Source organism: Actinoallomurus rhizosphaericola (genome assembly GCF_024055675.1).
In the GTDB taxonomy this organism is placed as follows: domain Bacteria; phylum Actinomycetota; class Actinomycetes; order Streptosporangiales; family Streptosporangiaceae; genus Actinoallomurus; species Actinoallomurus soli.
Genome location: NZ_JAMXMW010000007.1, coordinates 40,146 through 53,032, shown reverse-complemented (window position 1 = coordinate 53,032; position 12,887 = coordinate 40,146). Strand labels below are relative to the sequence as shown.

General features: G+C 72.6%; 13 protein-coding genes and 1 pseudogene. 6 read left to right on the top strand and 8 right to left on the bottom strand.

All coding sequences use genetic code 11. The annotated features are described in order from the left end of the window. Window positions 1-59: 59 nt before the first annotated feature. Window positions 60-707 (bottom strand): response regulator, encoded by a 648-nt coding sequence (locus NE234_RS17570; RefSeq protein ID WP_252781381.1) that lies wholly within the window; start codon window positions 705-707, stop codon window positions 60-62. Continuing rightward, a complete protein-coding gene (locus NE234_RS17565) occupies window positions 704-2,005 on the bottom strand; it encodes a sensor histidine kinase (RefSeq protein WP_252781380.1) in 1,302 nt (433 codons plus the stop codon). Before NE234_RS17565 ends, NE234_RS17570 begins: the two co-directional genes overlap by 4 nt. Before the next feature lie 413 nt (window positions 2,006-2,418). Here NE234_RS17565 and rho point away from each other — a divergent pair. Further along, window positions 2,419-3,525: pseudogene (rho, locus tag NE234_RS17560) on the top strand (transcription termination factor Rho); the annotation flags it as partial. Between the two features lie 33 nt (window positions 3,526-3,558). Here rho and NE234_RS17555 read toward each other — a convergent pair. The 4 genes from NE234_RS17555 to NE234_RS17540 all read right to left on the bottom strand — a co-directional run bounded on the left by NE234_RS17555 (window position 3,559) and on the right by NE234_RS17540 (window position 6,990). Continuing rightward, window positions 3,559-4,155 carry a LysE family translocator gene (locus NE234_RS17555; RefSeq protein ID WP_252781379.1) on the bottom strand — a complete coding sequence of 199 codons (597 nt, stop codon included), beginning with the start codon at window positions 4,153-4,155 and terminating at the stop codon, window positions 3,559-3,561. Next, a complete protein-coding gene (gene glmS, locus NE234_RS17550) occupies window positions 4,155-5,957 on the bottom strand; it encodes a glutamine--fructose-6-phosphate transaminase (isomerizing) (protein ID WP_252781378.1) in 1,803 nt (600 codons plus the stop codon). The genes NE234_RS17555 and glmS overlap by 1 nt, the downstream gene beginning before the upstream one ends. A 10-nt stretch (window positions 5,958-5,967) precedes the next feature. Next, a complete protein-coding gene (locus tag NE234_RS17545) occupies window positions 5,968-6,237 on the bottom strand; it encodes a hypothetical protein (RefSeq protein WP_252781377.1) in 270 nt (89 codons plus the stop codon). A gap of 174 nt (window positions 6,238-6,411) precedes the next feature. Next, window positions 6,412-6,990 (bottom strand): TetR/AcrR family transcriptional regulator, encoded by a 579-nt coding sequence (locus tag NE234_RS17540; protein WP_252781376.1) that lies wholly within the window; start codon window positions 6,988-6,990, stop codon window positions 6,412-6,414. Window positions 6,991-7,112: 122 nt separating this feature from the next. On the opposite strand from NE234_RS17540, the gene NE234_RS17535 reads away from it, so the two are divergent. Then, window positions 7,113-7,994: an SDR family oxidoreductase gene (locus NE234_RS17535; protein ID WP_252781375.1), complete on the top strand. Its 882-nt coding sequence runs from the start codon at window positions 7,113-7,115 to the stop codon at window positions 7,992-7,994. 364 nt (window positions 7,995-8,358) lie between these two features. On the opposite strand, the gene NE234_RS17530 is transcribed toward NE234_RS17535, so the two are convergent. Continuing rightward, window positions 8,359-8,982, bottom strand: coding sequence for an NlpC/P60 family protein (locus tag NE234_RS17530; RefSeq protein WP_252781374.1), 624 nt, complete (start codon window positions 8,980-8,982; stop codon window positions 8,359-8,361). 136 nt (window positions 8,983-9,118) lie between these two features. On the opposite strand from NE234_RS17530, the gene NE234_RS17525 reads away from it, so the two are divergent. Further along, a complete protein-coding gene (locus NE234_RS17525) occupies window positions 9,119-9,700 on the top strand; it encodes a TetR/AcrR family transcriptional regulator (RefSeq protein WP_252781373.1) in 582 nt (193 codons plus the stop codon). Between the two features lie 71 nt (window positions 9,701-9,771). Continuing rightward, a complete protein-coding gene (locus NE234_RS17520; RefSeq protein WP_252781372.1) occupies window positions 9,772-10,620 on the top strand; it encodes an NAD(P)-dependent oxidoreductase in 849 nt (282 codons plus the stop codon). A gap of 130 nt (window positions 10,621-10,750) precedes the next feature. Here the strand turns inward: NE234_RS17520 and NE234_RS17515 are convergent, their stop codons facing one another. Then, window positions 10,751-11,332 (bottom strand): TetR/AcrR family transcriptional regulator, encoded by a 582-nt coding sequence (locus NE234_RS17515; protein ID WP_252781371.1) that lies wholly within the window; start codon window positions 11,330-11,332, stop codon window positions 10,751-10,753. 155 nt (window positions 11,333-11,487) lie between these two features. Here NE234_RS17515 and NE234_RS17510 point away from each other — a divergent pair, with 155 nt between their 5' ends. Then, window positions 11,488-11,892: a VOC family protein gene (locus NE234_RS17510; RefSeq protein ID WP_252781722.1), complete on the top strand. Its 405-nt coding sequence runs from the start codon at window positions 11,488-11,490 to the stop codon at window positions 11,890-11,892. After that, entirely contained in the window at window positions 11,889-12,878 is a 990-nt protein-coding gene (locus NE234_RS17505) for an RNA polymerase subunit sigma-70 (RefSeq protein ID WP_252781370.1), read from the top strand. The genes NE234_RS17510 and NE234_RS17505 overlap by 4 nt, the downstream gene beginning before the upstream one ends. Window positions 12,879-12,887 lie beyond the last annotated feature (9 nt).

Below are 12,887 nucleotides of genomic sequence, written 5' to 3'. Positions count from 1 at the left end.
AACGGCGGGGACGGGCCGGGAACAGATCCGCCTCCCGGGCGGTTCAACGGTGTGACGGGCTACGCGGGGCGGACGAACCCCGACTCGTACGCCGCGATCACCGCCTGGGTGCGATCCCGGGCTCCGAGCTTGGCCAGCAGGTTCCCGACGTGGGTCTTCACCGTCTCCACGCTCACGACGAGGTCCGCGGCGATCTCCGCGTTCGACAGGCCACGGGCCATCAGCGTGAGGACCTGCTCCTCGCGCTCGGTGAGCCGCGCCTGCCGCACCCGGTCGGTCTCGCGGCCCGCCGCGTGCCGGGCGGCCAGTCCCCGGATCGCCGCCGGGAACAGCAGCGAGTCGCTGAGCGCGACGGTGCGGATCGCCTGCAGGATCTCCGGCGGCCGGGCCCGTTTGAGCAGGAAGCCGCTCGCGCCGGCGCGCAGCGCCTCGTACACGTAGTCGTCGTTCTCGAACGTCGTGACGACCAGGATCCGCGGTGGGTCGGGGACCGCGCCGAGGATCGTCCGGGTCGCCTGGATGCCGTCGACGGCGGGCATGCGGACGTCCATCAGGACGATGTCGGGACGCAGCGCGCGGACCATCGGCGGCACCTCGGCGCCGTCGGCGGCCTCGCCGACGACCGTGAGGTCCGGTTCGGCGTCGATGATGGCGCGCAGGCCGGTGCGGATCAGCGGCTCGTCGTCCGCGATGAGGATGTCGGTCACCGTCGTTCGAGCTCCAGGAGGGGGACGACCGGGATCGTGACGTGCACGCGCCACCGCGCGCCGTCGAGGCCCGCGGTGGAGCGCCCGCCGAGGAGGGCGACGCGCTCGCGGACGCCGCGCAGGCCGCTGCCGCCGCCGCTCCGCGGCGCGGCGCCGGGTCGTTGCACGACGCCCGTCCGTGGTGCGGCCCCCGTGCGTGACGTGGCGGAGGGCCCGAGCGGGTTCGCCACCTCGAGTTCGAGCCGGTCGGCGCACACCCCGATCCGAACGTCGACGGGCACCTTGCCGGCGTGCCGGAGGACGTTGGTGAGCGCCTCCTGCAGAATGCGGTAGGCCTCCCGGGACACCACCGCCGGGATGCCGTCCGTCGGGCCGACCTCGGCCCGCACCTCGGCGCCGGCGGACCGGGTCTGCTCCACCAGCGCCTCCACATCGGCGAGCGTACGTTGCGGGGTCCGGGCGCTCGGGTCCTCGCGCAGCAGGCCGAGCACGTGGTCGAGGTCCTCCAGCGCCGTGCGCCCGGTCTCTTCGATCGCGGACAGCGCGCGGCGGGCGAACTCCGGGTCCGTGTCGAGCAGGCGGACCGCCGCGCCGGCCTGAAGGGTCGTGACGGTCAGCGCGTGCCCGATGGAGTCGTGCAGCTCACGGGCCAGCCGGTTGCGCTCGATGAGCTGCTCCGCGCGCCGCTCCAGCTGCACCAGCCGGTCCGCCGGGGACGGGCCGAGCAGCGCCGGCGCCAGCCGGGCCAGCACCGCTCCGACGGCCGCTCCGAGGGAGACGATCAGAGGCAGGATGAGGAGCCCCAGGAGCACGGACACCCCGGCGAGCAGCAGCGCCGAATCGCCGAGCAGCTCGCGGACGGGGCTGTCCCCGCGGGACGCCGCCCGCAGCAGGACCGGGACCACCGGCACGGCGACGACGGCGACCAGGCCGGTGCCGCCGCCCACGCCGATGTGCAGCACCCACCACACGGCGGTGCGCCGGCGCGACCGCCACGAGCGCATCCCCTCCACGGTCTCCGCGGGCAGCTGAACGTCCAGCAGCGTCTCGACGGCGGTACGGGACAGGATGCGCACGGCGGGGATGAAGGCCACCGCGCTGGAGACGCCGATGTAGGCGAGCAGCATGACCAGCGACTGCAGCAACCGGTCGGGGGCCAGCCGCCCGGCGCTGTTCGTGATCCGCAACAGACCGGCATAGATCAGGAGGTACGGCACCAGGATCGCCGTGCCGCCGAGGAGGAACGTCCAGCGGCGGTACGTCGTCACGCTGATGAGCGGGCGGACCAGGAACTTCACGCCGGAATCGTCCCAGAACGGCGGTCCGCCGCGCCTCCCCCGGAGGAGCGAGGTTCCGCTGGCCGGGAATTCGGTGACTGGTGCACCGGCCGTCCTGTGCTATATGTTGAGTGCGACGCCGGGATTCTCCGCCCGATCGGAAACGGCGTTCTTCCGCAGGGACATTCGTTCCATCCGCCGCCGTTGAGTTTCCGGCAGGCGATGCTCGATCTCTCCGAAACGGTCTCGTCTTTCCGCGTACCGCTCGGCCGTACGCGATTTCTCCGGAGGCGGCCCGACGCGCCGCCCTGTTCCCCGCGCGCCGTCATCGTCGACGGCGCCGCGTTCCGAAAGGACCCTTCATGACCATCACCCTCGAACCCACCACCACCTCGTCCCGCGCGCCGGCCGGCCAGGAGAACCCGGCGACGCACGTCTCCGGCGTCCTGGACGTCGGCGACAAGCATGCGTTCGTCCGGACGTCCGGCTACCTGGCCGGGCCCGCCGACGCGTATCTGTCCCTCGCGCAGGTCGGCAGGTACGGCCTGCGTCCCGGCGACCGGATCGAAGGCATGGCCCGCCGCCCGCGACCGGACGACAGGCGTCAGAAGTTCCAGGCTCTCGTCCGCGTCGACACCGTGAACGGGCGGCCGCCGGACACCGCCGCCACGCGGCCGGAATTCGCGAATCTGACACCGCTCCATCCCCGCGAACGCCTGCGCCTGGAGACCGGCGGAAAAGACCTGGCCGGCCGCGTGGTCGACCTGATCGCGCCGATCGGAAAAGGACAGCGCGGGCTCATCGTCGCGCCGCCGAAAGCCGGCAAGACGATGATGCTGAAGGCGCTCGCCACGGCCATTCGTCTCAACCATCCCGAATGCCACCTCATGGTGGTCCTCGTCGACGAACGACCGGAAGAGGTCACCGACCTGCGGCGGTCCGTCGACGCCGAGATCGTCCACTCGACGTTCGACCGGCCCGCCGCCGAGCACGTCGCCGTGGCCGAACTCGCGATCGAGCGCGCCAAGCGGCTCGTCGAACTCGGACAGGACGTCGTCGTCATCCTCGACTCGATCACCCGGCTGGGGCGGGCCTACAACCTCGGTGCCTCCGCCGGCAGCCGCATCCTCGCCGGCGGCGTCGCCACGACGGCGATCCACCCGCCGCGCCGGTTCCTCGGCGCCGCCCGCAACATCGAGGAGGGCGGCTCGCTGACCATCCTCGCGTCCGTGCTGGTCGAGACCGGCTCCCGCATGGACGACGTCTTCTTCGAGGAGTTCAAGGGGACCGGCAACATGGAACTGCGGCTCAGCCGCGAGCTCGCCGACAAGCGGATCTTCCCCGCCGTCGAGGTCACCGGCTCGAGCACCCGCCGCTACGACCTGCTGCTGTCGCCGGCGGAGCTGGAGGTCGCCGGCCGGCTGCGCCGCGTCCTGCACGCGCTCGGCCCCCAGGAGGCCGCCGAGCTCCTCATCGGCAAGCTGCGCGACACGGCCTCCAACGCCGAGCTGAGCAGAGTCGTCCTGACCGCCACCCGCTGAGGACCGCCCCTCCGCGACTCCGAGGGCGGCGGGTCACGGGCGCAGGGCCAGCCGGAGCGCGAACCCGAGGAACGCCGTGCCGGCGACCCGGTCGAGCACCCGTCCCACCCTCGGCCGCCGCAGGATCCGCCCCAGACGGTCCGCCAGCGCGACCAGCAGCGCGCACCAGAGGATCCCCTCGGTGACGTGCACGCCCGTCAGCAGGAGACTCCACGGCAGCACGGGCGCGCCCGCCGGCACGAACTGCGGCAGCAGCGACAGGTAGAAGACCCCGACCTTCGGGTTGAGCGCGTTGGTCAGCAGCCCGGTGAGGAACCGGTTCCGGCCGGAGGCGTCGGCGGTCTCACCCGCCCGCCCGCGGCGCAGCAGCAGCCCCGCCCCCAGGTACAGCAGGTAGGCGGCGCCCACCCAGCGCAGCACGGTGTACAGCGTGTGCGAGGCCGCGAGCACCGCGGTCAGGCCCAGGCCGGCCGCGGCGCCCCACCACAAGCAGCCCACCTGGATGCCGAGCGCGGCGACCAGCGCGGCGCGGCGGCCCTGCGCGATCGCGGTCCGCAGCACGAGGAGCGAGTCCGGGCCGGGGACCAGCGTGAGCAGCGCCGCGACCCCGGCGAACGTCAGCAGCGTCATCACTCCACCGTCACGCTCTTGGCCAGGTTGCGGGGCTTGTCGACGTCGTGGCCCAGCGCCACGGCGGCGTGGTAGGCCAGCAGCTGCAGCGGGATCGGCAGCAGGATCGGGTCCAGTTCCGGCTCGTTCTTGGGGACGACGATCGCGTGGTCGCCGAGGTCGCGGTGCCCGACCGTCAGCACGCGGCCGCGCCGGGCGCGGATCTCCTCGATCGTCGACAGGTTCTTGTCCAGCAGCTCGTCGTCCGGCACGACGGCGACGGCGGGCAGCTCCGGGCTGACCAGGGCGAGCGGTCCGTGCTTCAGCTCGCTCGCCGGGTACGCCTCGGCGTGCACGTAGGAGACCTCCTTGAGCTTCTGCGCGCCCTCCCGGGCGACCGGCCAGCCGCGCACCCGCCCGACGAACAGCATGCTGCGGTACGCGGCGAACTCCCGCGCGAGCTCGGCGATCCGGTCCTCCTGCTCGAGGATCTTCTCGATCTGCGCGGGCAGGGCCCGCAGGCCCTCGGCGATCCGGCGCCCGTCGGCGGGGGACAGGTCGTGGATGCGCCCCAGGTGCAGCGCGATCAGCGCGAACACCACGGCCGTCGAGGTGTACGCCTTGGTCGAGGCCACCGCGATCTCCGGGCCGGCGTGCAGGTAGACGCCGCCGTCGCACTCGCGGGCGATCGCGCTGCCGACGGCGTTCACGACGCCCAGGACGCGGCCTCCCTTGCGTCTCAGCTCCTGCACGGCGGCGAGGGTGTCGTACGTCTCGCCGGACTGGCTGACCGCGACGTAGAGGGTGTCCGCCTCGACGACCGGGTTGCGGTAGCGGAACTCCGAGGCGGGCTCGGCGTCGGCCGGGATCCGGGCGAGCTCCTCGATGAGCTGCGCCCCGACCTGCCCGGCGTAGTACGCCGAGCCGCAGCCGAGGATCTTCACCCGGCGGATCTCCCGTGCCTCGCGCGGGTCGAGGTTCAGGCCGCCCAGGTGCGCGGTGTGGAAGCGCAGGTCCAAGCGGCCGCGCAGCGCCCGCTCGACGGCGGCGGGCTGCTCGTGGATCTCCTTGCGCATGAAGTGCCCGTAGCCCTCGGCGTCGTACGCTGCCTCCTCGGCCTCGATGAGGGAGGGCTCCTTACGGGTGGTCTGCCGATCCAGCGTCGAGGTGCGGAACCCGTCGGCCCGTACGGTCGCCAGCTCACCGTCGTCGAGGTGCACGACCTGCCGCGTGTAGCGCACCAGCGCGGCGACGTCGGAGGCGGCGAACATCTCCTTCTCGCCGATGCCCAGCACGACCGGGCTTCCGTTGCGCGCGACGACCAGCGTCCCGGGGTGGCGGGCGTCCACGACGGCGATGCCGTACGTCCCGACGACCCGCGACAGCGCCTCCCGTACGGCGTCCTCCAGCTCCGCCTCGCCGGAGCGGGCGATCAGGTGGGGGAGCACCTCGCTGTCGGTCTCGGAGGACAGGACGACGCCGTCGGCGGTCAGCTCGGCGCGCAGCTCGTCGGCGTTCTCGATGATGCCGTTGTGCACCACGGCGATCGTCCCGGCGACGTGCGGGTGGGCGTTCGGCTCGCTCGGCTCGCCGTGGGTGGCCCAGCGGGTGTGCCCGATGCCCGGCGCGCCCTTGAACCGGGCGGGCAGGCCCGCCGCCAGCTCGCCGACGCGTACCTTGGCCTTGCGCACGCGCAGGTCACCCGCGCGGCCGAGCACGGCGAGACCTGCCGAGTCGTAGCCCCGGTACTCCAGGCGGGCCAGCCCCTCCGTCAGGATCGGGACGGCGTCCCGCGGGCCGACGTAGGCCACGATTCCGCACATCAGGTCTCCTTCATCCGTAGACGATCCGGCGGAGCTGGCGCAGCGAGAGCTCCGGGGGAGCGACGCGCCGCGACGGCAGCTCGGCGGCGATGCGTTCGAAGATCCGGTCGTTGGTCAGCCCGGCCGCCTTCAGCTCGGCGTGCCGCCGGCGGACGAAGTCCTCGGCGGGCTCGGCGAAGTAGGCGAGCACGTCGGCGACGACCCGCGCCGCCTCGCCGGGGGTCAGCGGCGACGTGCGGCTGAGGTGGGCGACGAGCTCGTCATGGGGGTGATCGGGCACGATCGCCGATGATTCCGGTCTAAGGATGAAAAAAGCAAGAATCCTGCCCGGAATCGGGCAGGATCGCCGCGTTTCCCGCGACATCTGGCCGCCGCCGCTCGACGCCGCAACGTGCTCGGACGTCCGGGGTCACCCTCCGGAGCGGAACGCCAGGTCGGTGGTGGTGGGGAGATATCAGCCCAGCGCCGTGGTCGCCGTGCGAAGGTCCTCCAGGGCGGCCAGCGCATGGTGTGCGAGCCCTTTGTCGTCATCGCGATCGGCTTCGGACCACTGGGCGTAGCCTCGCTTGAAGGCGAGGACTCCCAGCTCGGCTGCGAGGTGCGCGGCCGGATCGGGGACGCCGCGGGCGACGAGCGCGGCCGTCATCGCGCTCGCGAGACCGACGCTTTTCAGCGCGTCCCGTTCCTGAAGCTCGGTGCTGGCGGCCACGGCCGCCCTGAGGCGGGGGCCGATCTCGCGGTTCACCGGTCCCATCTCGGCCGATGCGCGCTGGAGACCGGCGGCGACCGCCTCGAGCGGGGTCGCACCGGCGGGCGCCTCGGTGATTCCCTCGGCCAGGAGCCGGCTCAACGTTTCCTGGCCGGCCACCAGCACCTCGCGCTTGTCGGAGAAATGCCGGAAGAAAGTACTTCTGGTTACCCCGGCGCGCTCGGCGATCTGCGCCACCGTCGTGGCGTCGTACCCCTGCTCGGTGAAGAGATCCACGGCCGCGACCACCAGTCGTTCGCGTGCCCCCGGTTGCCATCGAGCCATGGCATCACTGTAGCAGAGTGATGCGACATGTATCCCGTCGCTCCGGCCCGGTGATGAGACATCAGTCCCGTCACTCTGCTACGGTGATGAGACATTAGTCCCGTCACTCTTGGGAGTCGTCCATGCACGTCTTCGTCACCGGCGGTACCGGCACCATCGGATCCGCCGTCGTCGCCGAACTGCTCGGCAACGGCCACACCGTTCTCGCGCTGGCCCGCTCGGACCGCTCCGAGCGGGCCCTCAAGGACGCCGGCGCCGAGGTGCTGCGCGGAGAGCTGGCCGACCTCGGCGTCCTGCGGGCCGGCGCCGCGCAGTCCGACGGCGTCATCTCCCTGGCGTTCGGACGCGACTACGGCAACCCCGATGCGCTCGCGGCGGCGATCGCCGAGGAGAGCGCGGCCATGGCCGCGCTGGGGGAAGAGCTCACCGGTAGCGGCCGGCCGATCGTCACCGTCTCCGGTACGCCCTGGGTGCCGGGCCGCGCCTCCACGGAGGCCGATCCGCTGCCGACCGACGGGCCGGTCGGCGGTCGAGGCCGTTCGGTCAACGCGCTGCTGGAGCTGGCCTCGCGCGGTGTGCGCGCCACGGCGGTCCGCATGCCGCGCACGGTCCACAACGAGGGCAAGGGCGGATTCGCCGGCCTGTTGGCCGATCAAGCGCGCCGCACCGGAGTGGCCGGCTACCCGGGCGACGGCACGCAGCGCTGGCCGGCCGTGCACGCCCTCGATGCGGCGGTCCTGTTCCGGCTGGCCCTCGAATCGGCGCCGGCCGGGACGGCCTGGCACGCCGTGGCCGACGAGGGCGACGCGGTACGCGACATCGCGACGGTCATCGGCCGACGACTGGGCCTGCCGGTCGAGACGGTGCCGGAGGAGACCTTCGGCCCGTTCGGCCCGATCTTCGCGATGGACCAGCCGGCCTCCAGCGCCCACACCCGCGATGCCCTCGGATGGCAGCCGACGCACCCCAGCCTGCTGGAGGACCTGGAGAACATCCAGCCCTGAGACCGTCGACCCGGTTCCCCTGGCCGAGCCGAACGGCCGGCCAGGGCCACCCTCAACTGTGAAGAGCCCCCGAAACGGCTGCGCCTCAGCTCCTGCTCATCGGGGTGGGGCGCTCGACATCTCCCCTGGTTCCCACGATTCAGAGAAGTAGCCGATGATTGACCATATCCGTGGCCTGCCCCGACGCGGCAGCGCCGACCGGGCGCAGAACTTCACCTGCGCACGGGGATGACCGGCCGAGAGCAGTCGAACTGCCACGTGTCACTTCGCGCCACACCGACCCAGTAGTACTCGAACGACCGGTCACGCCGAGCCGGCCCCGGCTCGGCGTGACCGGTCGTTCGCCTGCTGCGTCGGTCCCGTGTCAGCCCTCGAGGATTCTGTCGTAGCGGTACGGCTTGTAGTGGTTGTAGGAGACCGGGTGGGTGCGGTGGTGGGTGCCGCCGTCGCCGGCCTGCTCGTAGACCCGGTACGCGGTGTGCGCCGGGTCGGCCCACCCCTCGAACAGCATCACGTGCCCGGCGTCGCCGGCGCTGCCCGCGCCGAGGAACCCGATCGCGTCGCCGGGCTTGAGGTCGCCCCAGCCGATCGGGTGGACGACCGGGCCCGGGAATCCGGGGCCTCCGCGCAGCATGCTGTCGGTGTTGTAGTTGAGCGGCGCGCCGTTCGCGTTCTGAAGGTTCCAGGCCATGGAGATGTATCCGGAGCAGTCGGTGCGCCAGCCGTTCAGGTAGCGGCTCTGGCTGTACGGCACCGGCCCGCCGTGCCAGGCGGTGAGCCACGTGCGGGCGCGGGCGATCGCGACGCTCCGTTTGGTCGGGACCATCGGCGCCGCCTCGGCCCGTCCCGGCGTGGCGGCGAGCGCCGCGCTCATCATGGGCCGGGGAACGCGCGGATGCGCGTCGGCCAGCGCCGACCCGGTCATGGTCACGGCGGCGAGCAGGCCGCCCAGCACGACGGTGATGACCCGCCGATCCGGATACCTCATCCGTGGTCCCTCCTCGATGCGCGGAGATGTCGCTGAACGTGACCGAACGCTAGCGAAAGGTGATCATCCCTGCTCGGGTGACGCGCCGCCGGAGTGTTCTTGACCGTTCGTTACAGATACGGCTATCGTCCCGGACATGGCGCGGACGCGGGAGTTCGACACGGAGGCGGTGGTCCGGTCGGCGATGGAGCTGTTCTGGCGCCGCGGCTACGAGGCCACCTCGATCCAGGACCTGGTGGAGGCCACCGGGCTGGGGCGCGGCTCGCTGTACGCGGCGTTCGGCAGCAAGGACGGGCTGTACGAGACGGCCCTCCGGCGCTATGCCGAGCTGTCGTCGGCGCGGATGACGGCCCGGCTCGAACGCGACGTCCCGATCCGCACGGTGCTCCGCGACCTGCTGCTGTCGCTGGTCGACGAGGCGGCCCGGGACGCCGACCGGCGCGGTTGCCTGGTCACGAACACCGCGATCGAGCGGCTCCCGCACGACGCCGTCTCGGGGCGCATCGTCGCCGACGCGCTCGGCGGGGTGCGCGAGTCGATCGCGACCGCGCTCGCCCGGGCCCGCGAGCGCGGTGAGCTGCCCGCGGACGCCGACGTGCCGGGACTGGCCGACTTCTTCATCACGGCCATCCAGGGGCTGCGCGTCATGGCCAAGGCCGGACCCGACCGGCGGCGGCTGACCGGCGTCGTCGAGACGGCCCTGGGCGTGCTGCCGTGACGCCGTGGCCGCCCGGCGCTGTTCTCTGCCCAGAATATGTAACGAACAGTCAAGAAAGAGGAGCCGGATCGATGACCGTCGCACTGCTGGGAACCGGGATCATGGGCGCGGCGATGGCCCGCAACCTGCTGGCTCAGGGCATCGACCTGCGGGGCTGGAACCGCACGCGGGCGAAGGCCGAGGCCGTCGACGGGCTGAAGGTCGCCGGCACCCCCGCCGAGGCCGTCGAGGGCGCCACCGTGATCATCACGATGCTGAACGACGGCGAGGCCGTGCGCCAGGCGATGGAACAGGCCGCCCCGGGTTTGCGGAAGGGGCAGATCTGGGCGCAGATGAGCACGGTCGGCCTCGAACCGCTGGACGATCTCCGCCGGATCGCCGAGCGCCACGGCCTCGTCCTCGTCGACGCTCCGGTGCAGGGCAGCCGGCAACCCGCCGAACAGGGCGAGCTCATCGTGCTCGCCTCCGGGCCGGAGAGTGCACGGGAGCCCCTGCGTCCGGTGTTCGACGCGGTCGGCAAGCGGACGCTGTGGCTCGGCCCCGCCGGCGCGGGCAGCCGGCTCAAGCTCGTCACGAACACCTGGGCCCTCACCCTCGTCTCCGGGGTCGGCGAGGCCCTCGCCCTGGCGCGGGTCCTGGACGTCGACCCGCGGGCGTTCCGTGACGTCGTCGGCGCCGGGCCGATGGACAGCGCGCTGTTCCAGCAGAAGGCCGCGGCCATCATCGCGGGCGACTTCTCGCCGACCTTCACCGTGACGAACGCCGAGAAGGACACGCGGCTGATCTGCGCGGCCGGCGCCTCCGCCGGAGCCCGGATGGACGTCATGGAGGCCGCTCGCGACCGCTTCCAGCGCGCCGCCCTGGCGGGCCACGCCGAGGAGGACATGGCCGCCGCCTACTTCGCCGGCTTCACGGTCTGACCGTCTGCTCGTGCCGAGGATCCTCGTCGTCCCGACCACGAGGATCCTCGGCACCGACCTTCAGCCGCGGGCGGCCAGGGCCACGGCGACGCGGTCGAGGACGCGCTCCGGCCCGTACCGGAACCGGTGCTCAGGTCAGGGCGGCCAAGGCCTGGTCGGCGGCGTCACGGAGGCGGTCCGGGTCCGGGTGGGCGCGGCCGAGCACGCGCATCCCCTGCAGCAGCACGAGGAGGAACCGGGCCAGCGCCCGCGGGTCCTTGTCCGCGGGCAGCTCGCCCTGCGCGCGCGCCCTGGTCAGCGCCGAGGTCAGGGCGGTCTCCACCGTGTCCCAGCTCGCGTCGACCCGGCGCGCCGCCTGCGGGTCCCGGCCGGCCAGCTCCACCGCGGTGTTCACGACCATGCACCCCCGCCGGCGCGGATCGGCCGCCGACTCCTCGGCGTAGGCGCGCACCAGCGCCCGTACGGCGGGCAGGACGGGACCCGGCTGGGACAGCATCTCGACGACATTGAGGTCGCGCGTCCGGGCGTACCGCTCGTACGCCTTGAGGTAGAGGTCGTGCTTGCCGCCGAAGGTGGCGTAGATGCTGGCCCGCGCGATGCCGAGATGCTCGACGAGGTCGGCCATCGACGTCGCCTCGTACCCGCGCTCCCAGAACAGCTCCATCGCCTTCTGCAGCACGGCGTCCGGATCGAACTCCTTCGTCCTCGCCACGCCCCGGACGCTAGCCGGATCCAGACCGATCGGTCAAATATCGTCGGGCCGGGATTTCTCATCGCGGCACCGATGAGTTCGTCGGAGTGATGGCGTTACATGGCCAGCACGTCGGTGATCGGCCGACCGGACCCGAGGAGACAAGCACCGTGGAGATGAAGCTCGAACTCATCGTCGTCCCCGTCTCGGACGTCGACCGGGCCAAGGCCTTCTACGCCGAGGAGGCGGGCTTCCGGCTGGACGTCGACTTCAGCGCCGGCGAGGACTTCCGGGTGGTGCAGCTCACGCCGCCCGGTTCCGCCTGCTCGATCGCGCTGATGAAGAACAAGGAGACGGCGGGCTCGGTGCAGGGCCTGCACCTGGTGGTCGCCGACATCGACGCCGTGCGCGCCGAACTCGCCGGGCGCGGGGTGGAGGTGAGCGACGTCTTCCACCACGAGGCGGGCGGCCCGGTGCCGGGGCACGACGCGGAGGAGCGCGACTACGCGAACTTCGCCTCCTTCAGCGACCCGGACGGCAACGGCTGGCTGCTCCAGCAGGTCCGGGGCGGCGAGGCGTGACCGGGACCACGGAGGTACGGCAGGACGAGATCGCCGCGGCCGTCGCCGGTGACGAGCCGGCGTTCGCCGCGCTCACCGAGCGGCACCGACGGGAGCTGCACGTCCACTGCTACCGGATGCTGGCCTCGTTCGACGAGGCGGAGGACGCGGTGCAGGAGACCTTCCTGCGGGCCTGGCGCGGGCGGGAGGGCTTCGACGGCGGCACGCTGTTCCGGGCGTGGCTCTACCGCATCGCGACGAACGTCTGCCTGGACCAGCTCCGGCGCGCCGCCCGCCGGCCGGTGCGCGGAGACACCCTGTCCGAGGTGCCGTGGCTGCAGCCGTACCCGGACGCCGGCCTCGACGCGGCCGCGCCCGTCGACGAGGGACCGGACGCGGTCGTGGTCGAGCGGGAGACGATCGAGCTGGCGTTCATCGCCGCCCTGCAGGCCCTGCCGCCGAGGCAGCGCGCGGCGTTCCTCGCCCGCGACGTGCTCGGCAGGTCCGCGGCGGAGACGGCGGACCTGCTGGGTACGAGCGTCGCCGCCGGCAACAGCGCGCTGCAACGAGCCCGGGCCACCATGCAGCGGCGGCTGCCGGAGCGCCGTACCGAGTGGTCGACGGGGGAGCTGAGCCGTGCCGAGCGTGCGCTGCTCGATCGCTTCATCGACGCGCACGAGCGCTGCGACGCCGCGGCCGCCATCGCCATCGCGGCCGAGGACCTGCGCGTCACGATGCCGCCGTACCCGCACCTCTACGAGGGCCTGGCGGCGGTCGTGCCGCTCCTCGAGCGGGCCTTCGGGGAGGACCGCGAGGGCGACTGGCGTCTCCTCCCGACGTCGGCCAACCGGATGCCGACGGCCGCCAGTTACCTGCGGCGGCCCGGCGACTCGGAGTACCGGGCGTTCAAGTTCGACGTCCTGCGCGTCGAGGACGGCCGGATCAGGGAGATCACGACGTTCGGCCCGGAGCTGTTCCCGCGGTTCGGCCTGCCGGCGACCCTCTGACGGCGCGTG